The sequence below is a fragment of the Nonomuraea sp. NPDC050310 genome (genome assembly GCF_040655795.1).
Lineage (GTDB): Bacteria > Actinomycetota > Actinomycetes > Streptosporangiales > Streptosporangiaceae > Nonomuraea.
The window spans coordinates 12421-35695 of sequence record NZ_JBFAKP010000021.1 but is presented as its reverse complement, the minus strand read 5'-3'; the positions used below and the strand labels follow the sequence as shown (position 1 = coordinate 35695).

Here is a 23275-nt window from a genome sequence, read left to right as displayed (position 1 = left end):
TTCTCGAGCATCCGGCGGGCCTGAGCCAGGTGCGGGCGGCCCGCCGGGAGGGCGGCGAGCTCGGAGAGGTGCGCCGCCCTTGAAGGCCCGCCGGTAAGAATCGCGCCACACGGCCCAAACGAGCGGCATCATCGCAGGTCACGGTGCGCGACTGCGCCACCCTCCGAGGACGGGTTTCGGTCCGGACGTTCGAGGATGAGTCAGGCGCGGCAGTGCTCGATAACGCTGGACCCGGCATTTCCGCAGGTCGTGGCTCGCTAGCAGCATTCATGTCAAGTCGTCCGGGAGCTCCCGGCTCCGCACCGTCGCTTTGGGGCGTGCGGCGCGATTCTTACCAGGACCCCTACTGGCAGGCCAGAGTGCTACGGCTCCTGGCGGGCGGTCTACAGCCTGTTTCGCCGCTGGCAGCGGGCTGGGGTCTGGCAGCACATCCTGACTCGGTTGCAGGCGCTGGCCGATGCTGCGGGCCTGATCGGCTGGCAGGTCGGCGTGGATTCCACGGTCGCCGGGCTCTGGATTGCGAGGTTAGCCGATCACCCATGGCGAGGTCGGGGCACCGGTCGGTGCCACGGGCAGGATGGTGCTGATCCGCATGGTGGCTCCGTGGATGTGCTGGCTGTAGTGCCGTCCACGCTAGAACTTCACGTGCGGTCCAGGTCAACTGCCGGGCCGGCGGTCATGGAAGAAGAGTACGACCTTCGGCGAACAGGGGAGGAAAGTGATCCATTTCTAGTCTTGTGAGGGTCAATGACGTTGAGCAAGGGACTGGCGGCAGCGGTCCTGGCGGCGACGCTGGGGGTGGCTGCGACACCGGGAGCCGTCACAGCCGAGAACGGGGGTTCCGGCCAACCGGGCTCCGGTACGGCGGGCAGTGTGACGCTCCTGACCGGCGACCGGGTCGTGGTCGCGGGCAAGAGGTTCCGGGTCGAGCCGGGCGGGGACCGGGAGGTGCACTTCTCCTCCAGCTACCGCAACGGGCACCTGTACGTCGTCCCCTCAGACGCCGCGTCCCTGGTCGCCCAGGGGGTGCTGGACGAGCGGCTGTTCGATGTCACCCAGCTGCTCGAATGGCGCTACGGCGATGCGGACACGGCCGACATCCCGTTGATCACCCAGTCGAGGGAGGGTGCCGCCCCCGCACTGAAGGGCACCGCGACGACACGGCGGCTGACCAGTCTGGGCATGACGTCACAGCGGGTGGCCAAGAAGAGCGCAGGAGAGGCGTGGCGGAGCCTGCTCGGCGGGGTGTCCACGCTCGCGGCGGGCAAGAGCAGGATCTGGTTGGATGGCCGGCGTTCGTACTTTCTGGACCGCAGCACCAGGCAGATCGGCGCCACCGAGGCGTGGCAGCAGGGCTTCACCGGGCAGGGCGTCACCGTCGCCGTGCTCGACAGCGGATATGACCCCGCGCATCCCGATCTGAAGGACGTGGTCACCCAGTCACGGAACTTCTCCGACGAGCCTGACATCGTCGATCGCCTCGGGCACGGCACGCACGTCTCCTCGATCGTCGCGGGTGCCGGGGAGAAGCATCGCGGCGTGGCACCGGGCGCCCGCATCGCCTTCGGCAAGGTGGGTGGAGTCGCCGGGCCCACCGACTCCGCGATCCTGGCCGGGATGGAGTGGGCGGCCACCGAGGTCAAGGCCAAGATCGTCAATATGAGTTTCGGCAGCCCCGACGAACCCGGCCTCGACCCGGTCGAGCAGGCGGTGAACACCCTGTCGCAGCAGACGGGCACCCTGTTCGTGGTGGCCGCCGGCAACGACGGCGAGTCAGGCACGGGTACGGTGAACACTCCCGGCAGCGCGGACGCCGCGCTGACCGTCGGCGCGGTGGACCGCTCCGACCAGGTGACCCCGTTCTCCAGCACGGGGCCCAGAGCCGGCGATCACGCGGTCAAGCCGGACGTCACCGCCCCCGGCCTGGAGATCGTCGCCGCCGCCGCGTCGGGCACCGCCGACGGAACCCATGTGGCGATGAGCGGCACGTCGATGGCCAGTCCGCACGTGGCGGGAGCGGCTGCCATCCTCGCCCAGCGCCACCCCGCCTGGAGCGGGCAGCAACTCAAGGCCGCGCTCGTCGGCAGTGCCAGGCCGACCGGCGCCGCCACGCCGTACCAGCAGGGCACTGGCAGGGTGGACGTACCCCGCGCGCTAAGCCAAGCGCTGATCGCCGCCCCCACCGGCGTGTGGGCCGCGTTCCCCTGGCAGCACCCTGGCGAACGGCGCGCCACCGGAAAGATCACTTACACCAACACCGGAGCCACGCCCGTCACTCTGGACCTCGCGACAGACTCGGAGGTGCTCACCCTGTCGCCGCAGCGGCTGGAGGTGCCCTCGGGTGGGCAGGCGTCGGTCACGGTGACGATCGACGCCGAGGGCAAGAGCCCCGGTGACTATCCGAGCGTCATCACCGCCACGGCCGGTGACACGGTGGTCCGCACACCGGCCGGGGCCTACGTGGAACCGGAGTCCTATGACGCCACGGTGACCGTCCTGGCCAGGGACGGGTCCGCCGCCGACGCCGTACGGAGTTTCGTCTACGACCAGGCGACCGGCACCGCGCGCGACCTCGTCTTCCACGGCAACGTGGCCAGGATCAGACTGCCGAAGGGGCGCTGGAATCTCTACACCGACATCTACGAGCGCAAGGACTCGAGCCTGACGATCGCGCACCAGCCGTTCGAGATCAACGATGCCGACGTGCCGCTGACGGTCGACGGCCGCAAGGCCAGGCAGGCCGCGTTCACGGTCGACGACCCCACCGCCGTCCCCGGCCGGGGGTTCGATCTGGCCATGGTCAACGGTCCATGGTGGACCCAGATATCCGCCAACTACTCCGGTGGCCTGCACGTCGTTCCGATGCGGCAACCGGGCTTCGTCTACCAGGCCCAGACCGTCTGGACCAAGAAGGACACGACGCCCACCCCGTACCGCTACGACCTCGTGGACCATCGGGCGGGCGGCTTCCCCGACAACCCCGGCTACGCCGCGCGCACCAGGGACATGGTCAAGGCGACCGAGACCTACCGCTCATCCGTCCCCGGCGCCACCGGCACGCTGTACTCGGGGGCGGTACTGCCCGGCACCGACCTCTCCGGGATGATGCGCACTTCGGGCATCCCCCTGCCGAGCAGCCTGACGCGGTATCTCACCCCTGGGCTTGCGTGGAGCGACGAATTCAGCACGGGTGGCCTGGTCGAGCTCGGCACTGGCCCGGTGCGCGACAAGGGCTTCACCCAGGTCTGGAACGCCGCGGTGATCGGTCCTTCGTTCGCCGTCTCCGGCGGCAGCCGTACCGGTGACACCTTGGACTTCCCCGCCCACGGGCTGTACACCAGCGCGGGCACCGGCCGTACCGGCATGGACGAAACCGCGACCGGCACCCTCACCCTCGCCATGAACGGAAACGAGATCGCCACCACCGACATCAACGGCTGCCAGAGCGAGCGGTGTTCGCTCACCGCCACGTTGCCCGAGGCGAACACGGCCTACACGCTGACCGCTTCCTCCCGGCGACCGGAAGCAGGGCTGTCCACGGGCGTCGATGCCGTCTGGACCTTCCGCTCCTCCCGTACGGCGAAGCCGGAATCCCTGCCGCTGATGGCCGTGCGCTACGCACCCCAAGGCCTCGACGACGCCAACCACGCCGAGCCCGGATCACGGACCACGGTGCCGATCCGGGTCGAGCGGGCTCCCGGCGCCCGCCGGGCGGCCGTCACCTCGATCAAGTTGGAGTCGTCCGCCGACGACGGGCGGACGTGGCGGCCGGTGCACGTCCAGGCGACCAGAACGGGCTGGACTACGCAGCTGGCCAATCCGACCGCGCCGGGTCATGTCTCGCTGCGCGCGACGGTCACCGACAAGGCGGGCAACCGCGTCATCCAGACCGTGACCCGCGCGTACGCCGTCGGCTGAGCCAGGCGGGGCTTGTCCGCCCTCGGGCGTTGCGTCCCGAGGGCGGACCCGCGTCTAGCTCTTCTTCACCGGAGGAAGGTGGTCCGTCCACTCGGTGGTCACGGCGATGAAATTGGAGCTCCAGAACACGTCACCGTCGTCGACGATGACGAGGTTGGCGCGGGTCACCCGGGCCTGGTCCGGATCGACGACCAGCTCAATGTCCTGACCGCCGTCGGGAGAGGGAAAGCGCAGGTGCTGTCCGCCCTCGACCGCACCCGTGTTCTCGACCCCCGGGGTCGCGGCAAGCGCGCGGAACGCCGCTGAGCGGACCTCCGCGGGGGTCGGCAGCTCGGTGATCAGCGCGAGCAGGGTGAAGGTGGGATCGCCGCTGATCTCCGACGCGGACATGTCCTTCTCGTCGCCCTTGCGCTCCGCGATCCACTCCTTCAGCGCCTCCGGGTCCGTCGGTAGCCTTTCGAGATCCTCGAAACCGATGTCGGCGCCCTTCAGTCTGAGCGTCTTCCAGGCCGGTGCCGCTATGACGTCGTGGACGGGATCCCCTGGCCCGCCCTTGGTCCACCGCTTGCCGTCACGCCTGGTCCAGCTCTCCATCGGCGGGCTGTCCGCCGTGAACGCCTTACGCGTGACGTGCCAGTACGTCCCGGAGCCCTGAGTCGTACGTTCCGCACTGACAGCGGCCAGGAGCAGGACCTCCTTGCCCGTGACCGGTGCGCCGTCGTTCGCGGGCACTCCCGTGGCGATCACGACCGCCGCGGCGGCCCCAGCGGCGACCAGGGCGACCCCCGGCACGAACCAGCTCACGCGCCGTCGCGCCCTGCGCAGGAGACGGCCCCTGCCGCGCGCGACCATCCCAGCGGACGGCTCCGGCTCGGCCAGCATCTGGGCGATCTCTTCCAGGTCATTCATGGGTCGTCTCCTTGTCGTTGAGGGCCCGGATCTTGGCGCGGGCCCGGCTGAGCCGCGAACCCACCGTGCCGAGGGAAATGCCGAGCGCCTGGGCTATCTCGCTGTAACTGAGCTGCCCCAGCACCATGAGCAGCAGCACGTCACGCTCGCCACCGTTCAGCGAGGCGAGGGCCATAGCCAGGTACGGCTGCGCGCTCACGGAGGTGACGACCCGGTGCTCGTGCCCTTCCACGACCGGTGCAGGGTCCAGCCGGGCCAGCGCCTTGTACCGGCGAGCCTCCTTACGGCGATGCCTTGCCACCAGATTCGTGGCGAACCCGAACAGCCACGGCCTCAAACCGCCCACTTCCGGGTCGAACCGGTCACGCCGATCGAACGCCAGCAGAAACGTCTCCGCCGTGATGTCCTCGGCCACCTGGGTGCCCAGGCGTCCGGCCACGTACCGGTAGATGTCGCGGAGATAGCGGTCGTAGACGGCGGTGAACAACTCGGGGTCGCGCCGGTAGGCGGCGACGAGGTCGGCGTCGGTCACCTGTTCACTCACGTCGGCGGTCACGTGCCCGTCTCCGTCATGTGTGTGCCTTCCAGATGGTGATCATCACTCTCATCCCACCCTTCGCTGCACGCCCGCACTTTCTTCCGGCTTACCAACCTCGTGCAGGATGCTCCGTGCCGAGATGCCCATAGGGGTGCTGGTAAGAATCGCGCCGCACGCCCCAAAGCGACGGTGCGTAACCGGGAGCTCCCGGACGACTTGACATGAATGCTGTTAGCGAGCCGCGACCTGCGGAAATGCCGGGTCCAGCGTTATCGAGCACTGCCGCGCCTGACTCATCCTCGAACGTCCGGACCGAAACCCGTCCTCGGAGGGTGGCGCAGTCGCGCACCGTGACCTGCGGTGATGCCGTTCGTTTGGGCCGTGTGGCGCGATTCTTACCGGCGGGCCTACCAACACACTTCCTGTGACCATGCTCCTCTAGGCGAGGGTCGATTGCTGTCCTGAGCGAAGTTCTTGAAGGTCGGGGATGTGGTTGTAGAGCGTCCCGACCGAGATGCCCAGCAGGTTGGCAATCGAGGTGACCGACCGTCCCGGGTCGGGCAGCAGGTCGCGGGCGGCCTTGAGTAGCTCCGGGGTGACGACGGTGGGGCGGCCGCCGGTGCGGCCGCGGGCGCGGGCGGCGGCCAGGCCTTCGTGGGTGCCGGCGATGATGAGTTCGCGGATGAACTCGGCCAGGGCGGCGAAGACGTGGAAGACCAGGCGCCCGCCGGGGGTGGTGGTGTCGAGCTGCTCGTGCAGGCTGGTGAAGCCGATGTCGCGTTTGCGGAGGTTTCCGACCATGGTGATGAGGTCGTGCAGGGAGCGGCCGTAGCGGGCGAGTTCGGGGACGACGAGGGTGTCGCCGGGCGACAGGAAGGCGTGGCAGGCCTCGAGTTCGGGGCGGTGGGCGGTCTTGCCGGACTTCTTGTCGGCGAAGATCTTGCGGCATCCGGCGGCGGTCAGGGCGTCGATTTCGCGGTCGAGGCTCTGGCCGCGGGTGGAGATGCGGGCGTAGCCGATGCTGATCTCGGACCGTACGGCGGGGAAGGCTGCGAGGAAGTCCTCGGGAAGGTCCGGAAGCGCCGGGGACCGCTACGCCGCAGCGGATTCGCCACGCAGGAAGCCGCGAACGAGCAACTGGCCAAGGTACGTGAGCTGCTGGCGCTGGCCGACCCTGCCGAGGTGCGGATCCGGAATCAGTTCGCGGATCTGATCAAGCGAACCCTGGCCGAAACTGGAGCACTGCCCAGCGTCGAGGTCGTGCGGCGCAGGGTGCGGACCCGGCAGGATCTGACCCAGGACGTGACGGTCGCGGCGTGGCTGGAGGAGTTCCTCAAACGCAAGCGGAAGATCGAAGTCACGACCCGGCGCTCGCATGAAAGCCATATCCGGCTGTATCTGACGCCGCACCTGGGGCTCATCCGGCTGGATCAGCTCAGGGTCGGTGACGTGGCAGGGATGTTCGAGCAGATCGAAGAGTTCAACGATGTCATCGCCGAGCGGCGGGCCAGCGCCGATCGCGAGGTGCGCACGAGTGTGAAGTATCGGCGTGCGGTGAGCACGGCCACGATGCACCGGATCCGGGCGACGCTCCGGCATGCGCTGAATGTGGCCATCCGCCAGGATCGGCTGATCGACTTCAACCCGGCGGCGGTGCTGGAGATGCCGGCCAGTGCCCGCCCGAAGGCGCTGGTGTGGACCGGGGATCGGGTCGAGGAATGGCACCGAAAGTTTCGCGCCTACCGGACGGCGGAGCGGGAGCGGCGTGGCGGACGGCGAGCGGATCCGATCGATGCCTACGTGCGGGTGGCGCGCCCGTCGCCGGTGATGGTGTGGACGCCGCAGCAGACGCGGTTGTTCCTGGAAGAGGCTCGGGCCCATCGCCTGTTCGCGCTGTATCGGCTGATCACGGCGCGGGGACTTCGCCGTGGTGAGGCGTGCGGTCTGCGCTGGAAGGAGGTCGACCTCGATGCCGGGACCGCGCGGATCGCCTGGCAGGTCGTGCAACTGGCCGGGCAGATCCACGAGGGCGAGCCCAAGCCTGACGCTTCGATGCGCACCATCGCGCTGGACGCCGAAACGGTCGCGATCCTGCGCGAACACCAACGGCGCTAGCAGAAAGAACGGCTCGCGGCAGGGGACGCGTGGAAGCAGACCGGCTTCGTGTTCACCCAGGCCGACGGAGACCGCCTGCATCCGCAGCACGTGTCGGACCAGTTCTTGTGGCTGGCATGCCTTGCAGGGCCGCCGCCGATCCGGCTACACGATCTCCGGCACGGAGCGGCATCGCTGATGCTGGCCGCGGGGGTGGATATCAAGGTGGTGCAGGAGACGCTGGGCCGCACCTCCAGCGCTTTCACCGCCGACACCTACACATCGGTGTTCCCTCAAGTGGCGATGGCAGCGGCGGAGAAGACCGCGGCACTGCTGCTGGGCGACGAACGCGAGGGAGGCGTCGTGCGACAGCTTCACAGGTAGCCCGCACGAGGGAGAGTCGGCCGGATGAAGTGACGGCTTAGTTCCGCTGGAAGCATGGCGGAACGAGACCGTTCGTTACGCAGAAGAAGGCGGTTAACACGGGCCCGGAAGCTTGATGATCATGATGTGTTCAGGGTTGGTACGGGCGAGCACGACTGGAGCACAGAGCGCCTAGAACTATGTTCCAGTGGATGCGACCCTACGTGTTTTCGCAGGTCAGAGCCATAATCAAAGCGCGCCCTGCAGGATTCGAACCTGCGACCGTCGGATTAGAAGTCCGGTGCTCTATCCAGCTGAGCTAAGGGCGCTCAGGCATCATTGTGCATGATCCCACGCGTGCTCACGAACTGGATAGCGGAGTACGCCGTCTGCGACGATACTCGAAGCCGAGTATTCGAGGAGGGCTCACCACGATGGCTCCTAGGTCGAGAAGTAATCCGTTGGCGTTGGCGGTGCTGGCGCTGCTGTTCGAGCGGCCGATGCATCCGTATGAGCTGGCGGCGACGATGCGGGAGAGGCGCAAGGAGGAGAGCATCAAGCTGAACTTCGGCACGCTCTACTCCGTGGTGCAGAGCCTGGAGAAGCGGGAGCTGGTGCGGGTGAAGGAGGTCGTACGGGAGGGGCGGCGGCCTGAGCGGACGATCTATGAGATCACCGAGGCGGGGAAGCTGGAGCTGCAGGACTGGCTGAGTGAGCTGGTGTCTGTGCCGGTGCGGGAGTACACGGGGTTCGAGGCTGGGCTGTCGTTGTTGCCGGTGCTGGAGCCGGGGGTGGCGGTGCGGTTGCTGGAGGAGCGGCGGGCTCGGCTGGAGCAGGGGCTGGCTCAGGCGGAGGCGGCTTGGGGGATGGCGGTCAAGGATGGGCTGCCTCGGTTGTTGATGATCGAGGCGGAGTATGTGGTGGTGTTGCGGCGGGCTGAGCTGGAGTGGGTGGGAGGGCTGGTCGAGGAGATCCGGGGTGGGTCGCTCGATGGGCTGGAGATGTGGCGGGAGTGGCATCGGCGGATCGGGGATGGGTTGCCGATGGAGGCTGGGGAGGGGTGAGGTCGGCGGTTTGCCTTGGCTGAGCACGATGGCTGAACCGGCCGATGGGAGCACCGCCGACGAAGGGGACGGCTTGCCGGTGGCGGGAGGGTGAGGCCGGCGGTTCGCCCTGGCCGGGTGCGGCGGCCGGACCGGGCGGGGAGGGCGTGGGCTGACGTAGGGGACGGTCTGCCGGTGGCGGACGGGTTGCGGTGGCGGGAGGTTGGGGCGGGGCTGAAAGGGGGGAAGCGGGCCGGGGGAAATGCCGGGCGCGGGGAGGAGTCCTGGTTTATTCTCTTCTGCCATGGTCACGGCGCTCGTGTGCGAGGTCCCGTTGAGCGGCGGGAACGTGACGGACGGGGTGGTGCGGATCGGCGACACCGTCCGGAGGCCGGTGTGCGCGTGGACGCCCAAGGTGCATGCCTTACTGGAGCATCTGGAAGCTGCCGGGTTCGAGGGGGCGCCGCGGCTGCTGGGGGTGGATGAGGCCGGGCGTGAGGTGGTGAGCTTCATCCCGGGTATGGCAGGCCTGACGGCGGAGAGTGCGAGTGATGAGGCGCTCAAGGGGCTGGCGGGGTTGTTGCGGGAGTTTCATGACGCGACGCAGGGGTTCTCGCTCTCGCCGCACGGGTGGTCCAAAGGGTCGAATGACGATCGGACGCCGGAAGTGATCGGGCATTGCGATGTCACGCCGGAGAATACGATTTTTCGGGGAAGCACTCCGGTAGCGCTCATCGACTTCGATTTGGCGCGGCCGACGACGCGGTTGTTCGACATTGTGACGACGGTGCGGCATTGGGCGCCGATCGCGGATCCGGTGGATCGGCATCCTCTGTTGCGTCCGCTTGAGGTGGGGCCTCGGTTGCGGTTGTTCTGCGATGCCTATGGGCTGGCGGCTCGGGATCGGCGGCGGCTGCTGGATCTGGCGCGGACGCGGTTTCATCGCTCCTACCAGGTGATGCGGAGCCGGGCCGCGGAGGAGCCGGCGTGGGCGCGGATGTGGGACAGCGGGGCGGGGGCGCGGATCCGGCGGGCGTCGGCCTGGCTGGATGTGCACGAAGATGAGCTTCGTGCACATCTCATCTAGTAGGCAGCGGGACGGGTTGGGCCTGACGCGGGCGCAGGAAAACCGGACCCAAGGAAACCGGGCGCACGACAGACCGGCGCACGACAGGCGGGCGCGGGAAAGAGCGGTGGGGATCGCGCTCGGGGTGGTGCTGGATGCGGTGTTCGGGGATCCTCGGCGGGCGCATCCCGTAGCCCTGTTCGGGAGTGCGGCGGCGGCGCTGGAGCGGCGGCTGTACGCGGATCGCCGGCCCAATGGGGTGGTGCACGTGGCGGTGCTGGTGGGGGCGGCGACGGTGCTGGGGGTGCTGGCCGAGCGGGCTCCGGCGCCGGTGAGGACGCTGCTGACGGCGGCGGCGACCTGGGCGGTGCTGGGCGGGACGACCCTCGCCAGGGAGGGCACCCTGATGGCCGGTCACCTGGAAGCGGACGACCTGGGCGCGGCGCGCGAACGGTTGCCGCATCTGTGCGGGCGGGACCCGTCCGCGCTGGAAGCGCCCGAGCTGGCGCGGGCCACGGTCGAGTCGCTGGCGGAGAACACGTCGGATGCCGTGGTCGCGCCGCTGTTCTGGGGTGCGGTCGCGGGGGTTCCTGGGCTGCTGGCCTACCGGGCGATCAACACGCTGGACGCCATGGTCGGGCACCGTTCGCCGCGCTACGAGCGGTTCGGGTGGGCGGCGGCGCGGCTGGACGACGTCGCCAACCTGGTGCCCGCGCGGCTGACCGGGCTGCTGGCGGTCGCCGCCGGGCCGGATCGTGCCGGGGCGCTGAAGGTACTGCGCCGGGACGGGCACCGGCATCCGAGCCCGAACTCCGGCCGGTGCGAGGCGGCCTTCGCCGGGGCGCTGGGGCTGACCCTGGGCGGGACCAACGTGTACGGCGAGCGGGTCGAGCACCGGCCGGAGATGGGCGAGGGGCGGAAGCCGGAGGTGCGCGACATCCGGCCTGCCGTACGGCTGGTCAGAAAGGTCTCCTACGCCGCAGCCGGGCTGGCCGTAGCGGTCACCGCCGCAAGGGGCGTGGCCGCAGCGACCGCCGCCCTAAGAGGCAGCCCGTAACAGTCACCGCCGCATGAGGGCAGGCCGTAATAGCTGCCACCGTAAGAGGAAGCCCGTGGCAGCCACCGCCCTAAGAGGAACAGCCGCCGCCGCAAGAGGGCTCAGGCGGCGACCAAGGCTCTGATCTCGCCCAGCACGTCGGGAGTGGCGTCCACCGGGTGCGCGGAGATGTACAGCCGGGCGAAGGCGATGTGGTAGTCCTCCACCAGCGCGGGCTCGCTGATCAGCTTGGAGCCGTGCAGCAGGTGCAGGGCGAGCAGGTCCTCGCGGTGCCGCTCGGGGAAGCGGGTGAGGGTGAAGGGCGCGCCGTTGTAGAGGTACTGGGTCACCGTGCTGGGCCGGGCGATCTGGACGGTGATGCGGGGCTCCTTGGCCGCGGCGATGAGCGCGTCGATCTGGTCGAGCCGGGCGTCCACGTTGGCCAGGGGCGGGTCGAGCAGGGTGCGCCGGTCGAGGACGACCCAGAGCGCGGGTCCGTCCTCGCGCCGCAGCACCTCCTGGCGGCGCATGATCAGGTCGGCGCCGGTGCGGATCTGCTCGGTGGTGGCGCCGGGGTGCTGGACCGCCCGGACGGCGGCCTCGGCATAGGCACGCGTCTGGAGCAGGGCGGGCAGGTAGTGGGGGCCGTAGCTGTAGATGAGGCTCGCCCGGTCCTCCGAGGCGCAGGCGGCCGAGAGCCAGATGGGCACTTCGGGACGGTCGTACCAGCCGGGTTCGCGCTCGCCGCGCACCAGGGAGAGCAGGTGCTGGCGTTCGTGCCAGTCCTGGAGCCCGTAGTGCTCCAGGAGGGCGGCGACCTCGCGTTCCTGCGGTTCGTGGCGGCCGGTCTCGATGGCGGCGACGCGGGCGTGGGTGAGCCCGACGGCGGCGGCGGCCTCCTCCATGCGCAGACCTCGGTGCACGCGTAAGCGTGCCAGTTGCTGACCGATCAAGGTCTGTGCGATCACCGCTGATTACCTCCGCTGGACGGCCAGAGAAGCGTACGGCAAGCACAGCGGCATAATGCGAAATTTCCTCTTTTCCGAAGTGAACCCAGAGGAAGTTTCCAACAAAAGGGACATTCCTCGAATATCGGAACGCTGGGTAGCCTGAGACGGTGACGGGACGCAAGCCACCCGGCATGCCCTTCAAGACCTGGATCGACCGCCAGATCCGCGAAGCCACCGAACGCGGCGAGTTCGACAACCTGCCCGGCACCGGCAAGCCGATCCCTGGCGACAGCTGTGGTGGATCAAGCAGAAGCTGCGCTCGGAGAACCTCTCCTTCCCGCTCCCGCCCACCCTGGCCCAGCGCAAGGAGGCCGAGCAGGCACTCGAGATCGCCCGCGAGTGGCGCGAACGACACCGCCGCTGATCCACGGGCCCGCGAAAAACCGATCGCGCCCGGCGCCGGCCGCTTGTTAGCCTCCCAGGGCACCGTCGGATCCGGACCTGAAGGATGGCCCATGCCCCGGCTCGCGCCGAGCGCGCCCTGCCGTACCAACTGAAGACGCTTGGCCGCTCGGCCGCCCTTGCCTTTTTCTCTCTGATGAGCAAGGAGCTCCGGCGTTGCCTGACCAGACTGTTTCCCGCACCGGCACGTTCACCTGCACCCGGTGCGGTCTCACCGTGACCACGCTCGCGCCCGACGGCGTGCGGCGCGATCACTGTCCCACCTGTCTCCACTCGCTGCACGTCACGGACCACGTCCAGGGCGGGCCGTCCGAGTGCCGTTCGCGCATGGCCCCGATCTCGATCGCGGTGTTGCGCAACGGCGACTGGATGCTCATCCATCGGTGTTCCGGCTGCGGCGAGCTGACCTCCTCACCCGTCCGCGGGGACGACAACCAGCTCATCCTGTTGCGCATGGCGGTCCGCCCGCTGGCGCAGCCGCCGTTCCCGCTCGAAACGCTGGGCGTGTTGTGATGCCGCGCAAGAAGGTACGGCAGAGCCGCCCCCAGCAGCCCAAACCGCTGGTCCGTGAGGCGGCCGGCGGGGCGTTCCGCTGTGTCGGCTGCCGGATGGACGTCCCGCTGGCCGCCCCCGGCACCGCGCACCGCAACCACTGCCCGCACTGCCTGACCAGCGTGCATCTCGACCGCCGGCGACCCGGTGACCGGGAGGCCCGCTGCCGGGGCCGGATGGCGGCGCTGAGCCTGTCGGTCCGGCAGGACGGCGAATGGATGATCATCCATGAGTGCGTCGCCTGCGGGGAGCTGAGCGCCAACCGCATCGCCGGCGACGACAACGCGCTGGCGCTGATCAGGATGGCGTTGCGCCCGATCAGCACGTTGCGCACCGGCTAGAGGCTCCGGCCGAGGTCGGCGATGAAGCGGGCGAGGCCGGCCCGGCGGCGGAAGAACTCTTCCGTCGCCGGCGTCGCCGCCTCGCCCGCCCGGTCCAGCGGCAGCGCGGTCCAGGCCGAGCGCAGCACCAGCGAGACCACGTATCCGGTCTCGACGTCCACGCCCGGCAACGCGGAGGCGTAGGCGGGCAGGATGGTGTCGTGGATGGCGGCCAGCTCGGCCGGGTCCACCTCGCCGTCGTGCGCCCGGCCGACCAGGAGCTGGCCCAGGTCGAAACCGGCGACGCCCGGATACGGCCAGCTCCAGTCGATCGCCACGAACTCGGCCGGGCCCTCCGCCGGGACCAGGAGGTTCTGCGGGCCGGCGTCGCCGTGTCCGTGGAAGTGCGGCAGGCCCTCCGACAGCTTCAGCAGGTCGGGGATGCGCCCGGCCAGGGCCAGCAGGTCGGCGCGCAGCAGCGGGTCGGCGTTCCGGGCGACCAGGGGCTGCTGCCAGAAGGCCGGCTCGCGCAGCATCGGCACGAACGCGTGCGTCACGACCCCGCCCAGGTAGATCCGCATGCCGGCGTCGATGTCGGGCGAGGGGCGCAGCGCCGCGAGCTCGCCGAGCAGCCGGGCCGCCCGCCGGTAGCGCTCGAGGTCCCACTCCCCCGCCGCCTGCCGTACGTCCTCCATCCAGAGCACCAGCCGGTCGTCGCCGAGGTCCTCGACCAGGTAGACCTCCGGCAGGCGCAGCCCTTCCGGCAGTGGCGGCGGCGAGAGGTAGACGTCGGCGTCGGCCCGCCACGGGTAGCCCTCGACCGCCCGCTCGCGCAGCTCCGGCGGGATCGCCACCAGCTCGGGCCAGTGCCGCATCGACCGGATCGACTTGGCGACCACCGACCAGGGGCGGCCGTCGGTCGTGGTCCCGTGGATCCGGCGGAGCTCGGCGGTCGACAACGCGGTGTGCCCCAGGTGCTCGACGTGCTGGGTGGCGATCCGCGCCGCGGGGTCTCCGACGTGGGTCCGCACGACCTCCTGCAAGCTGCTCATACCTCGACGATCCTTTTCCCCGGCGGCCGGCCGCATGAGTAAGCGATACTCAAGTGTGTGGCCTTTCCGCGGTCGTGACGCGCAACTGGCGGCCATCCGGTCGGCGGCCGGTGGCATCGTGGTGGCCGGGCCGCCCGGCGCGGGCAAGAGCCGGCTGGCCGCGCAGGCCGTCGAGGGTTCCGGCGCCGCGTGGGTGCGGGCCACCGAGGCCGCCGCCGAGCTGCCGCTGGGCGCGTTCGCGCCGCTCCTGCCGACCGACAGTCCCGGGGGCAACCCGCTGGGCTGGGCGGCTTCGGCGATCACCGCGCCGCTGCTGGTCGTGGACGACGCCCACCTGCTCGACGCCGCCTCGGCCGCGCTGGTCCACCATCTGGTGGTGCACCGCCGTACCAGAGTGGTGGTGACGGTCCGCGCCGAGACGACGCCGCCCGACGCGGTGCGGGCGCTGTGGAAGGACGACCTGCTGCCGCGCCTCGACCTCGGGCCGCTGACCCTGGAGGAGACCGCCGACCTGCTCGACGCGGCGATGGGCGGGCGGGTGGAGCGCGAGTCGGTGGCCCGCTTGTGGCGCGCGTCCGGCGGTAACGCCCTCTACCTGCACGAGCTGGTGCTCTCCGGCGTGCTCCAGCGCTCGGGCGAGTTGTGGCGCTGGGCGCGCGAGCCGTCCATCACCCCCTCGCTGCGCCAGACGATCGCCGGCCGCATCGGCCGGCTCACCGCCGACGAGCGCGAGGTCCTCGAATACCTCGCGTACGGCGAGCCGCTCGGCGCCGAGCCGCTGGCCGCCCTCACCGCCGAGGCGGCGGTCGAGCGCTTGGAGGACCGGCACCTGGTCACCGTCGACCACGACGGCAGGCGCCTGCGCGTCCGGCTCGCCCACCCGCTCTACGGCGAGGTGATCCGCGCCGGCTGCGGCACGCTGCGCGCCCGCGGCCTGATGCGCCGCCTGGCCGACGCGGTGGCCGCGACCGGGCTGCGCCGCCGGGAGGACGTCCTGCGGGTGGCGGTCTGGCGGCTGGACGGCGGCGCGGCCCGCGATCCCGACCTGCTGCTGCGGGCCTGCCAGCGGGCCCGCGCGACCCGGGACCTGCATCTCGCGCTGCGCCTGGCGAGGGCGGCGACCGAGGCGGGCGGCGGCCTGGAGGCGCAGCTCGCGCTGGCCGCGATCCTGTTCTACCTCGACCGCTACGAGGAGTCGGAGGAGGTCTACGCCGCCGCCTGGGCGCGGGAGATGGACGACGACCGGCGGATCGAGTGCGCCATCACCCGCTCGTTCAACCTGTTCTGGGGCCTGGGCCGGAGCGAGGCGGCCCTCGCGGTGCTGGACGAGGCGGAGGCCGGGATCACCGGCGCCGAGGAGCGGCAGGCGGCGTTCGGCACCCGCGCCTCGCTGGAGACCTTCAGCGGCGACCTGGCCTCGGCGAGCGCGCGGCTGGAGCGGGTCACGAGCGAGCGGATCGTGCATCCGCGCGGGCGGCTGGCCCACGGCACGACGCGCGCGGGACTGCTGCTGGCCGAGTGCCGGCTGGAGGAGTGCCTGGCGCAGGTGGCCGAGATGCGCGCGGAGATCGCCCGGTACGGCGGCGACCTGCCGAGCATGACCGCCGCCGTGCTCGACAGCGCCGCGGCGGCGCACCTGCTGATGGGCGAGCTCGACCGGGCGGGCGAGGCGGCGGCGGAGGGCTACCGGCTGGGCGGCGAGTTCGGCACCTGGCCACGCGCCATCCAGACTTTCGGCTCGCGGCAGGCGCAGGTGGCGCGGCTGCGCGGCCGGCTGGCGGACGCGCTCGGCTTCACCCGCGACATCGTCACGCGGCTGCCCGAGCGGGCCGCCTTCGCCGGGCCCTGCCTAGGCGAGCTGGCGCTGGCGCACGCGCTGCGCGGCGAGGCGTCGGCGGCCGAGGAACGGCTGGCCGAGGCCGAGCGGCGCGCCCTGCCGATCGGGCCGCCGGTGACGGCTCCGGTGGCCTTCGCCCGGATCTGGACGCTGGCCGCGCGCGGCGATCTCGCCGGCGCGGTGCGGGCGGCGCTGGAGCTGGCCGACGAGACGACGCCGTGCTTCGTGCCCTTCGCGCTGCACGACGTGGTCCGGCTGGGCCGGGCCGAGCTGGTCGCCGACCGGCTGGCCGCGTGGCCGATGGAGGGGCGGCTGCTGCCGCTGCTGGCCAGGCACGCGCAGGCCCGCGGCGCGGCCGAGCTCGCGGCGGTGTCGGCGGAGTTCGCCGAGCTCGGCTTCCTGCTCTTCGCCGCCGAGGCCGGGGCTCAGGCGGCGCTCGCCCACCATCGCGAGGGCCAGGCGCGGGCCGCCCGCAACGCGACCACCCGGGCCTGGCAGCTCGCCCGCGCCTGCCAGGGGGCGCGCACGGTCGCCCTCACCGACCTGGAGGTGCCCGGGCTGACCCCGCGCCAGCGCGAGATCGCGATGATGGCGGCGCAGGGGCTCAGCAACCGGGAGATCGCCGAACGCCTCGTCGTGTCGGTGCGGACGGTGGCCAACACGCTGGGCGCGGTCTACGAGAAGACCGGCGCCCGCGACCGGGGCGAGCTCAGCGCGATGATCGGCGCGTTCTAGTCCTGCCGGGGGACGCCGACGGTGATCTCGTTGCCCAGCTTGTAGCCGCCGAGCAGTTCGAGGTCGTCACCGCTCCAGAACCGTCCCGGGTCGTACCAGTTGGTGCGCCGTTCGGCCGGGAGCAGGCCCATCGCCTCGTAGGTGACCGCCACGACCTCGGCGCAGTAGGCGCTCTCCAGCACGCGCTCGCGCGGCGGCTTGCGCAGTTGCGGGACCCGGCCGCGGAACCAGCGGCCGGCCAGGCGGGCGGTCGACGGGAACGGCGTGCCGTCGAGCCTGGCCACCGTGCGCAGGGCCGCGTCCTCCATCTCGGGACTGGCCAGCGGTTCGAGCTGGCGGAGCCAGGCCCGCTGGCCGTACCGGTTGCCCCAGACGGTGACGGCGGCGCGCAGGTCGTGCAGTTGCACCCCGCGCTGGTGGGTGCCCGCCCACAGGTCGGGCAGCGACTTGCCGAGCTCGGCGTGCCACATCATCGGCGGCAGGTCCTCGACCACGATGGCCATGCCGACGTGGTTGACCGGGCTGTTGGTCATCGTCTGGATCGCCCGGTCGGGCACGGAGCGGCCCCTGAACACCCACAGGTCGCCGGTGCGGGTCTCGTTGACGGCTTCGTCTAGTGTGAGCACGCATCAAGACTAAGCACGGGTAGCGTGGGCGCATGCGCGTTCGTTGGTGGAAGATTCTGGGTCTGGCCGGAATGGCCGGAGTGGCCGCGACCGGCGTGGTGATCGCCCGGGCCGAGCGGCGCCGGCGCGCCTACACGCCGGACGAGATCCGGGTACGGCTGCGCGAGAAGGTGAGCGAGGTCGACGCTCAGGCCGAGGGCTTCAAGTCGTAGACGAAGACCACCTCGGGATAGGCGGGGTTGTCGTGGTAGCTCTGGATGCCCAGCGAGTAGCCCCGCTGGTAGTTGACCACCCACGGCACCGCGGCCAGCGCCAGGTCGTCCAGGATCCGCCCGGTCAGCTTGGCGTAGACGCGCTCGGCGCCCTTGCGGTCGGTCGCCGACAGCACCGGCAGCGAGTCGATCAGCCGGTCCAGCTCGGCGTCGGCGGCGAAGGTCAGGTTGAAGGTGGGCTGCTCCGAGCTGCGGAAGACCGAGCCGAAGTAGGAGTAGGCGTCGGCGTAGTCGGGCCACCAGTACATGACGAAGATGTCCTGGCCGCCCTTCTTGCCCTGCTCCCACTGCTCGATCCAGGGCATCGCGCGCGCCTCCAGCCGCACGTTGAGCCGGCGCAGCGCCCGGGTCAGCGAGGTGACCAGGAGCTGCTGGTCGTCGTCGCCCTCGGCGTAGGTGAGGCTGAGGGTGAGCGGCCGGCCGCCGGGGCCGTAGCCGGCGCGGCGGAGCAACTGTTCGGCGGCTTTGAGGTCGCGGCTCGGGCGCAGCCCCTGCTGGTGGCCGGACAGGCCTCTCGGCACGATGCCGCTGGCCGGTGAGACCGAGCCGCGCAGCGCGCGGATGAGGCCGTCGTAGTCGATCGCCTTCTGCAGCGCCTTGCGCAGCCGGATGTCGGCCAGCGGGCCGGTCCTGGTGTTGAACAGCAGCATCAGGATCTGGAACGACTGCGTGCGTGAGGTGCGCACGCCGCCGGTGGCGGTGGCTCTGCCGTACTGGCGGGAGTTGAGCCGGGGCACGAAGTTGGTCTCCCCGCGCAGCAGGCGGCGCCAGTGCTCGCTCTGGTCGCCGGAGACGTGGAACAGCACGCGCCGGTAGTGCGGGCGGTCGTCCCAGCCGCCCCAGTAGCCGTCGAAGGCCTCCAGGACCAGCTCGGCGGTCTCGCCCTTGCGCCAGGACCCGATCTTGTACGGCCCGCTGCCGCCGTCCTTGCCGCCCTTGGGGTCGATCCCGGCCGGGTCGTAGATGTAGGCCGCGTAGCCGGCGGAGACGACCAGGTCGAAGGGGACGGCGTAGGAGAGCAGGAAGGTGACGGTCAGCGGGCCGTCCACCCGGACCGCCTCGACCGGGTCCCAGATGTAGGCCGCGTCGCTCTTGGCCCGCTTGGTGCGCTCGACCGAGGCCTTGACCAGGTCGGCGTCGAGCTTGCGCCCGGTGTGGAAGAGCACGTCCTTGCGGAGCTGGAAGGTCCAGCGGCGGCCGTCGGCCGAGGAGCGCCAGGAGGTGGCCAGGCGGGGGCCGGCGCTGGTGGTGACCGGGTTCCAGACGGTGAGGGTCTCGTAGATGTTCTGCAGGGCCGCGATGTCGTTGGAGTAGGAGCAGGCCGGGTCCCAGTCGGTGATCACGTCGAGCGTCTTGCCGTACACGAACTGGGGCACCCGGGTGACCGGCGACGGCTGCGGTTCCATGGACGCGCCGGAGGTGCAGCCGGCGATCGCCAGCAGCACGACAAGGACGCCGGCCACGAGGCGGCGGCGCCGCGATTCCCGGGCCTCCATGATGCTCGGCAACCTATCGCACAAGTCCGTAGAAAACGGGACTTGTGGTGATCGTCTTGCTATCCTCTACTGATCAAACCAGCGAGGTGCCATGAGCCGCAGCCGCACGATCCGGGCGAAGATCATCGGCCTGCTGCTCGTTCCGATCATCTCCATGCTGGTCCTCTGGGGGGTGCTGGCCACGCTGACCGTCGAAGAGTCCCTGGGCTTACGCGCCTACGAGACCCTCTGGACCAACCTGCGACAGCCGACCTACCACCTCGTCCGCGAACTGCAGCACGAGCGATTGGCCGCGGTCCGGCTGCTGCGCTCGCGCGGGCGCACCGACGCCGACGTCGACCGGCAGGCCTTCCTGCTGCAGCGCGCCGCCACCGACGACGCCCGTGACCGGCTGCGCACCCGCTCCGCGCTGTCCATGGACGCCTCCCCCGCCATCGGCGCCCAGGTCAGGGCCACGCTCACCCAGCTCGACCGGCTGGAGGAGGTGCGCGGCGAGATCGAGGCCGCGGCGCTCGACCGCTACCACGCGATGGACTCCTACAACACCATCGTCGACTCGCTGTTCGCCCTGCACCGCAGCGTTGCGATGATCAACGACATCCCGATCTACGAGCAGTCCCGGCTGGTCATCACCCTCGGGTACGCCAAGGAGCTGCTCACCCGCGAGCAGGCGATCGGCGCCGGCCCCACCACCGAGGCCGAGCGCACCGCCTTCACCCAGCTCGTCGGCAACCGCCGCTTCATGATCGACCAGGCGCTGGCCGAGCTCGACCCGGAGCTGCGCGAGATCCAGCTCGGCATCGTCACCTCGCCCCTCTACCAGCGGGTCCGGACGATGGAGCAACAGATCATGGACGGCCGGGTCCCGGCCGGCTGGGCCGACACCAGCAAGGAGCTGGTCCGCACCTTCGGCGAGGCCGAGATGCACGCCGGCGCCACGCTCACCGCCCGCGCCGAGCCGGTGGCCGACTCGGTGGTGCTGCGCGCCATCCTCATCGGCGGCACCGGCCTCCTGCTGGTCATCGTCTCGATCATCATCTCGCTGCGCCAGGCGGCGCGGCTGTCCAAGGAGCTGGCCGAGCTGCGCCGGGCCGCGCTGGAGGTCGCCGAGCAGCGGCTCCCCCAGGTCGTGGCCAAGCTGCGCGAGGGCGCCTCGGTCGAGGTCCCGGACATCGAGATCAGGAGCAGCACCGCCGAGATCGCCGACGTCGGCACCGCCTTCGCCATGGTGCAGAGCACCGCGGTCGAGGCCGCCGTGGGGCAGGCCCAGCTCCGCGAGGGCGTGCGGCGGGTCTTCCGCGACCTGTCGCGGCGCAGCCAGGCCCTGCTGCACCGCCAGCGCATCCAGCTCGAGACCATGCAGCACCGGGCGACCGACCCGGACGCGCTGGACGACCTGTTCCGCCTCGACCACCTGACCACCCGCATGCGCCGGCACGCCGAGGGCCTGATCATCCTGTCCGGCTCGACGCCGGGCCGGGGCTGGAGCCGCCCGGTGCCGCTGCACGACGTGGTCCGCGGCGCGGCGGCCGAGGTCGAGGACTACACCAGGGTGGTGGTGGAGCCCATGCCCGGGCTCAACCTCGACGGCGCGATCGTCGCCGACACCATCCACCTGATCGCCGAACTGATCGAGAACGCCGCCCGCTTCTCCCCGCCCGCCGCCACCGTCCGCGTCCGCGGCGAGCAGGCGGCCCGGGGCTTCGCCGTGGTCGTCGAGGACCACGGGCTCGGCATGAGCGAGCAGGAGCTGGCCGAGTACAACGCGCGCCTGGCCGACCCGCCCGAGTTCGACGCCCTCAAGGACGGCGACAAGCTCGGCCTGTTCGTGGTCGGCCGGCTCGCCAGGCGCAACGACATCCGCGTGACGCTGCGCGGATCGTCTTACGGAGGGACCACCGCGATCGTGCTCATCCCCACCGCCAAGGTGATCACCCCCGCTCCGCTCAAGGCGGTGATCCATGACTGACGAGCGCTGGCTCGACGAGGAGGCCGGGCCGGTGGTCCCGGCCTACCTGCTGACCCGCGGCCGCACCGTGCCGGTCAGCGAGGCCATCGACCTCATCGCGGTCATCACCACCGTGGGCGGCTTCGCGCCGCCGCCCGGCCTCGGGCCGGAGCACCTGATCATCCTGCAGAAGTGCATCCGGCCCACCCGGCTGGTCGACGTCGCCGCCGAGCTGGCGCTGCCGATCGGCGTGGTCCGCGTGCTCGTGGGCGACCTGCACGCCCAGGAGCTCGTCCGGGTCGAGCTGCCCGCGCCCATGGAGGACCCGGGCATCCTGCTCGACGTGATCAGCGCGCTGCGCTCACTGTGAGCGCGACAGGTCGTAGAAGAACACGACGTTCGGGTACGCCGGGTTGTCGGCGTACCCGCGCAGGCCGGCGCTGAAGGCCCGCTGGTAGGTCTGGACGTACGGCACGGCCGCGGCGGCCTGGTCCACCAGGATCTTCTCCTGGATCCTGGCGTAGGAGACCTGGGCCGCGTCGCGGTCGGTCGCCGCCAGCTCCGGCAGCGCGTCGATCGCCTGGTCGATCTCGGCGTCCTTCAGGTAGGTCAGGTTGAACTCGGTCGAGTCCTTGCTGCGGAAGACGTTGAAGAACCAGGAGAAGGCGTCCGGGTAGTCGGGGTACCAGTACATGACGAAGATGTCCTGGCCGCCCTTCTTGCCCTGGTCCCACTGCGCGTTCCACTGCATCGGGCGGGCGTCGAGCCGGACGTTGAGCTGCTTGAGCGCGTTGCTGAGCAGCGTGACCAGCAGCTTCTGGTCGGCGTCGCCCTGCGCGTAGGTCAGGGTCAGGGTGAGCTCGTCGGCGTCACGGCCGTAGCCGGCGCCCTGCAGCAGCTCCAGCGCCTTGTCCGGGTCGAAGACCGGCTCGCGGCCGGGCACGTGGCCGAGCAGGCCCGCCGGGACCAGCCCGCTGGCCTTGACGCCCGCGCCCTTGAGCGCCGCGGCGAGGCCGTCGTAGTCGATCGCGAGCTGCAGTGCCTGCCGGATCGCCGGGTCGCGCAGGGGCCCGCTCTTGGTGTTGAACAGCACGAGCAGGTTCTGGAACGACGGCGTCTGCGAGGTCAGGACCGTGCCGTCGGCGGCGGCCTGGCGGAAGAGCTGCGGGTTGAGCCGCGGGACGAAGTTCACCTCGTCGTTCTTCAGCAGTTGCCAGGCGGTGTTGACCTCGGGCGTGACGCGGAAGGCGACCTTGCGGTACTGCTCGGGCTTCCAGCCGCCCCAGTAGCCGTCGAAGGCCTTGAGGGTGAGCTCGGTCTCCTTGCCCTTCTGCCAGGTGTCGACCGTGTACGGGCCGCTGCCGCCGTCCTTGCCGCCCTCGGGGTCGATCCCGGCCGGGTCGTAGATGTAGGCCGCGTAACCGGAGGCGGCCACCAGGTCGAGCGGGGTGGCGTACTTCAGGGTGAACTTCAGCGTCAGCGGGTCGGGCGCCTCGATCGTCTGGACCGCGTCCCAGATGTAGGCCGCGCCGCCCTTCTTCTCGATGGTGCGCTCGATCGCCTTCTTCGCCAGTTCGGCGGTGAGCGGGGCGCCGGTGTGGAACTTGACGCCCTCGCGGAGCTTGAACGTCCAGGCCTTGCCGCCCTCGGCCGAGCTCCACTCGGTGGCCAGGAGCGGCTCGGGCTTCTGGGTCTGGGCGTTGTAGCGGGTCAGGCCCTCGTAGAGGTTGGCCATGGCGATGATCTCGTTGGAGTACGAGGTCGCCGGGTCCCAGTCGGTGACGACGTCCAGGTTGGGCGCGTAGACGAAGGTGTCGTCGTTCGTGGTGGCTGTGGTGGTGGCGGCGGTGGTGGTCGCCGGGGTTCCGGTCGCCGTCCCCGCCGGTTGGGGGGTCCGGTCGGCGCCGCGTACCTGACCGCCCCCGCAGGCGGTGAGCGCCAGGGCCAAGGCGCTGACGAGTAATCCCTTATGCCAACGCATTGAGGTCCTTTCCCGATTTATCATGATCTTGTACGGCACGCGGAGTTCGGCGGCCTGCATCCGGTTCGCTACCGGAG

At 70.6% G+C, this 23275-nt stretch carries 19 protein-coding genes, 1 tRNA gene and 1 pseudogene; 12 read left to right on the top strand and 9 right to left on the bottom strand.

What is annotated here, in order from left to right; translation table 11 throughout:
* Positions 1-873 precede the first annotated feature (873 nt).
* On the top strand, positions 874-3918 hold the full coding sequence (locus tag AB0I67_RS34140) for a S8 family serine peptidase (RefSeq protein ID WP_357932235.1): 3045 nt from the start codon (positions 874-876) through the stop codon (positions 3916-3918).
* Between the two features lie 54 nt (positions 3919-3972).
* Here the strand turns inward: AB0I67_RS34140 and AB0I67_RS34135 are convergent, their stop codons facing one another.
* From AB0I67_RS34135 to AB0I67_RS34125, 3 genes are all read right to left on the bottom strand, one after another.
* Complete coding sequence (locus AB0I67_RS34135) at positions 3973-4827, bottom strand: CU044_5270 family protein (RefSeq protein ID WP_357932232.1); 855 nt, start codon at positions 4825-4827, stop codon at positions 3973-3975.
* Positions 4820-5383: an RNA polymerase sigma factor gene (locus AB0I67_RS34130; protein ID WP_357932230.1), complete on the bottom strand. Its 564-nt coding sequence runs from the start codon at positions 5381-5383 to the stop codon at positions 4820-4822. Before AB0I67_RS34130 ends, AB0I67_RS34135 begins: the two co-directional genes overlap by 8 nt.
* 420 nt (positions 5384-5803) lie before the next feature.
* Complete coding sequence (locus AB0I67_RS34125) at positions 5804-6328, bottom strand: recombinase family protein (RefSeq protein WP_357932585.1); 525 nt, start codon at positions 6326-6328, stop codon at positions 5804-5806.
* Positions 6329-7525: 1197 nt separating this feature from the next.
* On the opposite strand from AB0I67_RS34125, the pseudogene AB0I67_RS34120 reads away from it, so the two are divergent.
* Positions 7526-7843: pseudogene (locus tag AB0I67_RS34120) on the top strand (tyrosine-type recombinase/integrase); the annotation flags it as partial.
* A gap of 234 nt (positions 7844-8077) precedes the next feature.
* Here the strand turns inward: AB0I67_RS34120 and AB0I67_RS34115 are convergent.
* A tRNA-Arg gene (locus AB0I67_RS34115) sits at positions 8078-8151 on the bottom strand.
* A gap of 132 nt (positions 8152-8283) precedes the next feature.
* On the opposite strand from AB0I67_RS34115, the gene AB0I67_RS34110 reads away from it, so the two are divergent.
* The 3 genes from AB0I67_RS34110 to AB0I67_RS34100 all read left to right on the top strand — a co-directional run bounded on the left by AB0I67_RS34110 (position 8284) and on the right by AB0I67_RS34100 (position 10988).
* Positions 8284-8886 carry a PadR family transcriptional regulator gene (locus AB0I67_RS34110; RefSeq protein WP_357932227.1) on the top strand — a complete coding sequence of 201 codons (603 nt, stop codon included), beginning with the start codon at positions 8284-8286 and terminating at the stop codon, positions 8884-8886.
* Between the two features lie 283 nt (positions 8887-9169).
* Positions 9170-9952, top strand: a complete 783-nt coding sequence (locus AB0I67_RS34105) for a phosphotransferase (RefSeq protein WP_357932224.1) — start codon at positions 9170-9172, stop codon at positions 9950-9952.
* Positions 9915-10988: a cobalamin biosynthesis protein gene (locus AB0I67_RS34100; protein ID WP_357932221.1), complete on the top strand. Its 1074-nt coding sequence runs from the start codon at positions 9915-9917 to the stop codon at positions 10986-10988. The genes AB0I67_RS34105 and AB0I67_RS34100 overlap by 38 nt, the downstream gene beginning before the upstream one ends.
* Positions 10989-11089: 101 nt before the next feature.
* Here the strand turns inward: AB0I67_RS34100 and AB0I67_RS34095 are convergent, their stop codons facing one another.
* Complete coding sequence (locus AB0I67_RS34095) at positions 11090-11935, bottom strand: helix-turn-helix transcriptional regulator (protein WP_357932218.1); 846 nt, start codon at positions 11933-11935, stop codon at positions 11090-11092.
* A 173-nt stretch (positions 11936-12108) separates the two neighbouring features.
* On the opposite strand from AB0I67_RS34095, the gene AB0I67_RS34090 reads away from it, so the two are divergent.
* The 3 genes from AB0I67_RS34090 (at position 12109) to AB0I67_RS34080 (ending at position 13272) form a co-directional block, all read left to right on the top strand.
* Positions 12109-12474: a DUF1992 domain-containing protein gene (locus AB0I67_RS34090; RefSeq protein WP_357932582.1), complete on the top strand. Its 366-nt coding sequence runs from the start codon at positions 12109-12111 to the stop codon at positions 12472-12474.
* Positions 12475-12535: 61 nt separating this feature from the next.
* On the top strand, positions 12536-12892 hold the full coding sequence (locus AB0I67_RS34085; RefSeq protein WP_357932215.1) for an RNHCP domain-containing protein: 357 nt from the start codon (positions 12536-12538) through the stop codon (positions 12890-12892).
* Positions 12892-13272 (top strand): RNHCP domain-containing protein, encoded by a 381-nt coding sequence (locus AB0I67_RS34080; RefSeq protein ID WP_357932212.1) that lies wholly within the window; start codon positions 12892-12894, stop codon positions 13270-13272. Before AB0I67_RS34085 ends, AB0I67_RS34080 begins: the two co-directional genes overlap by 1 nt.
* Here AB0I67_RS34080 and AB0I67_RS34075 read toward each other — a convergent pair.
* A complete protein-coding gene (locus AB0I67_RS34075) occupies positions 13269-14303 on the bottom strand; it encodes a hypothetical protein (RefSeq protein WP_357932209.1) in 1035 nt (344 codons plus the stop codon). The genes AB0I67_RS34080 and AB0I67_RS34075 overlap by 4 nt on opposite strands.
* Positions 14304-14358: 55 nt before the next feature.
* Here AB0I67_RS34075 and AB0I67_RS34070 point away from each other — a divergent pair, with 55 nt between their 5' ends.
* The gene (locus tag AB0I67_RS34070) at positions 14359-16875 is read left to right on the top strand and encodes a LuxR C-terminal-related transcriptional regulator (RefSeq protein ID WP_357932206.1); all 2517 of its coding nucleotides are present in this window, start codon (positions 14359-14361) and stop codon (positions 16873-16875) included.
* On the opposite strand, the gene AB0I67_RS34065 is transcribed toward AB0I67_RS34070, so the two are convergent.
* Complete coding sequence (locus AB0I67_RS34065; protein WP_357932204.1) at positions 16872-17501, bottom strand: hypothetical protein; 630 nt, start codon at positions 17499-17501, stop codon at positions 16872-16874. The genes AB0I67_RS34070 and AB0I67_RS34065 overlap by 4 nt on opposite strands.
* A 32-nt stretch (positions 17502-17533) precedes the next feature.
* Between AB0I67_RS34065 and AB0I67_RS34060 the strand changes: the two genes are divergently transcribed.
* The gene (locus tag AB0I67_RS34060) at positions 17534-17713 is read left to right on the top strand and encodes a hypothetical protein (protein ID WP_357932201.1); all 180 of its coding nucleotides are present in this window, start codon (positions 17534-17536) and stop codon (positions 17711-17713) included.
* On the opposite strand, the gene AB0I67_RS34055 is transcribed toward AB0I67_RS34060, so the two are convergent.
* Positions 17689-19269, bottom strand: coding sequence for an ABC transporter substrate-binding protein (locus tag AB0I67_RS34055; RefSeq protein WP_357932198.1), 1581 nt, complete (start codon positions 19267-19269; stop codon positions 17689-17691). The genes AB0I67_RS34060 and AB0I67_RS34055 overlap by 25 nt on opposite strands.
* Before the next feature lie 91 nt (positions 19270-19360).
* Here AB0I67_RS34055 and AB0I67_RS34050 point away from each other — a divergent pair, with 91 nt between their 5' ends.
* Complete coding sequence (locus tag AB0I67_RS34050; protein ID WP_357932195.1) at positions 19361-21238, top strand: nitrate- and nitrite sensing domain-containing protein; 1878 nt, start codon at positions 19361-19363, stop codon at positions 21236-21238.
* Complete coding sequence (locus AB0I67_RS34045; protein WP_357932193.1) at positions 21231-21587, top strand: DUF742 domain-containing protein; 357 nt, start codon at positions 21231-21233, stop codon at positions 21585-21587. The genes AB0I67_RS34050 and AB0I67_RS34045 overlap by 8 nt, the downstream gene beginning before the upstream one ends.
* On the opposite strand, the gene AB0I67_RS34040 is transcribed toward AB0I67_RS34045, so the two are convergent.
* Positions 21579-23198 carry an ABC transporter substrate-binding protein gene (locus tag AB0I67_RS34040; RefSeq protein WP_357932190.1) on the bottom strand — a complete coding sequence of 540 codons (1620 nt, stop codon included), beginning with the start codon at positions 23196-23198 and terminating at the stop codon, positions 21579-21581. The two genes, AB0I67_RS34045 and AB0I67_RS34040, sit on opposite strands and share 9 nt — an antisense overlap.
* Positions 23199-23275: the final 77 nt, after the last annotated feature.

Excerpts from the sequence above, each read along its gene's own strand:
- AB0I67_RS34135 (WP_357932232.1), bottom strand. The coding sequence starts at position 4,827 with ATGAATGACCTGGAAGAGATCGCCCAGATGCTGGCCGAGCCGGAGCCG.
- AB0I67_RS34105 (WP_357932224.1), top strand. The coding sequence starts at position 9,170 with ATGGTCACGGCGCTCGTGTGCGAGGTCCCGTTGAGCGGCGGGAACGTG.
- AB0I67_RS34100 (WP_357932221.1), top strand. The coding sequence starts at position 9,915 with ATGTGCACGAAGATGAGCTTCGTGCACATCTCATCTAGTAGGCAGCGG.
- AB0I67_RS34090 (WP_357932582.1), top strand. The coding sequence starts at position 12,109 with ATGCCCTTCAAGACCTGGATCGACCGCCAGATCCGCGAAGCCACCGAA.
- AB0I67_RS34080 (WP_357932212.1), top strand. The coding sequence starts at position 12,892 with ATGCCGCGCAAGAAGGTACGGCAGAGCCGCCCCCAGCAGCCCAAACCG.
- AB0I67_RS34075 (WP_357932209.1), bottom strand. The coding sequence starts at position 14,303 with ATGAGCAGCTTGCAGGAGGTCGTGCGGACCCACGTCGGAGACCCCGCG.
- AB0I67_RS34060 (WP_357932201.1), top strand. The coding sequence starts at position 17,534 with ATGCGCGTTCGTTGGTGGAAGATTCTGGGTCTGGCCGGAATGGCCGGA.
- AB0I67_RS34055 (WP_357932198.1), bottom strand. The coding sequence starts at position 19,269 with ATGGAGGCCCGGGAATCGCGGCGCCGCCGCCTCGTGGCCGGCGTCCTT.
- AB0I67_RS34050 (WP_357932195.1), top strand. The coding sequence starts at position 19,361 with ATGAGCCGCAGCCGCACGATCCGGGCGAAGATCATCGGCCTGCTGCTC.
- AB0I67_RS34045 (WP_357932193.1), top strand. The coding sequence starts at position 21,231 with ATGACTGACGAGCGCTGGCTCGACGAGGAGGCCGGGCCGGTGGTCCCG.
- AB0I67_RS34040 (WP_357932190.1), bottom strand. The coding sequence starts at position 23,198 with ATGCGTTGGCATAAGGGATTACTCGTCAGCGCCTTGGCCCTGGCGCTC.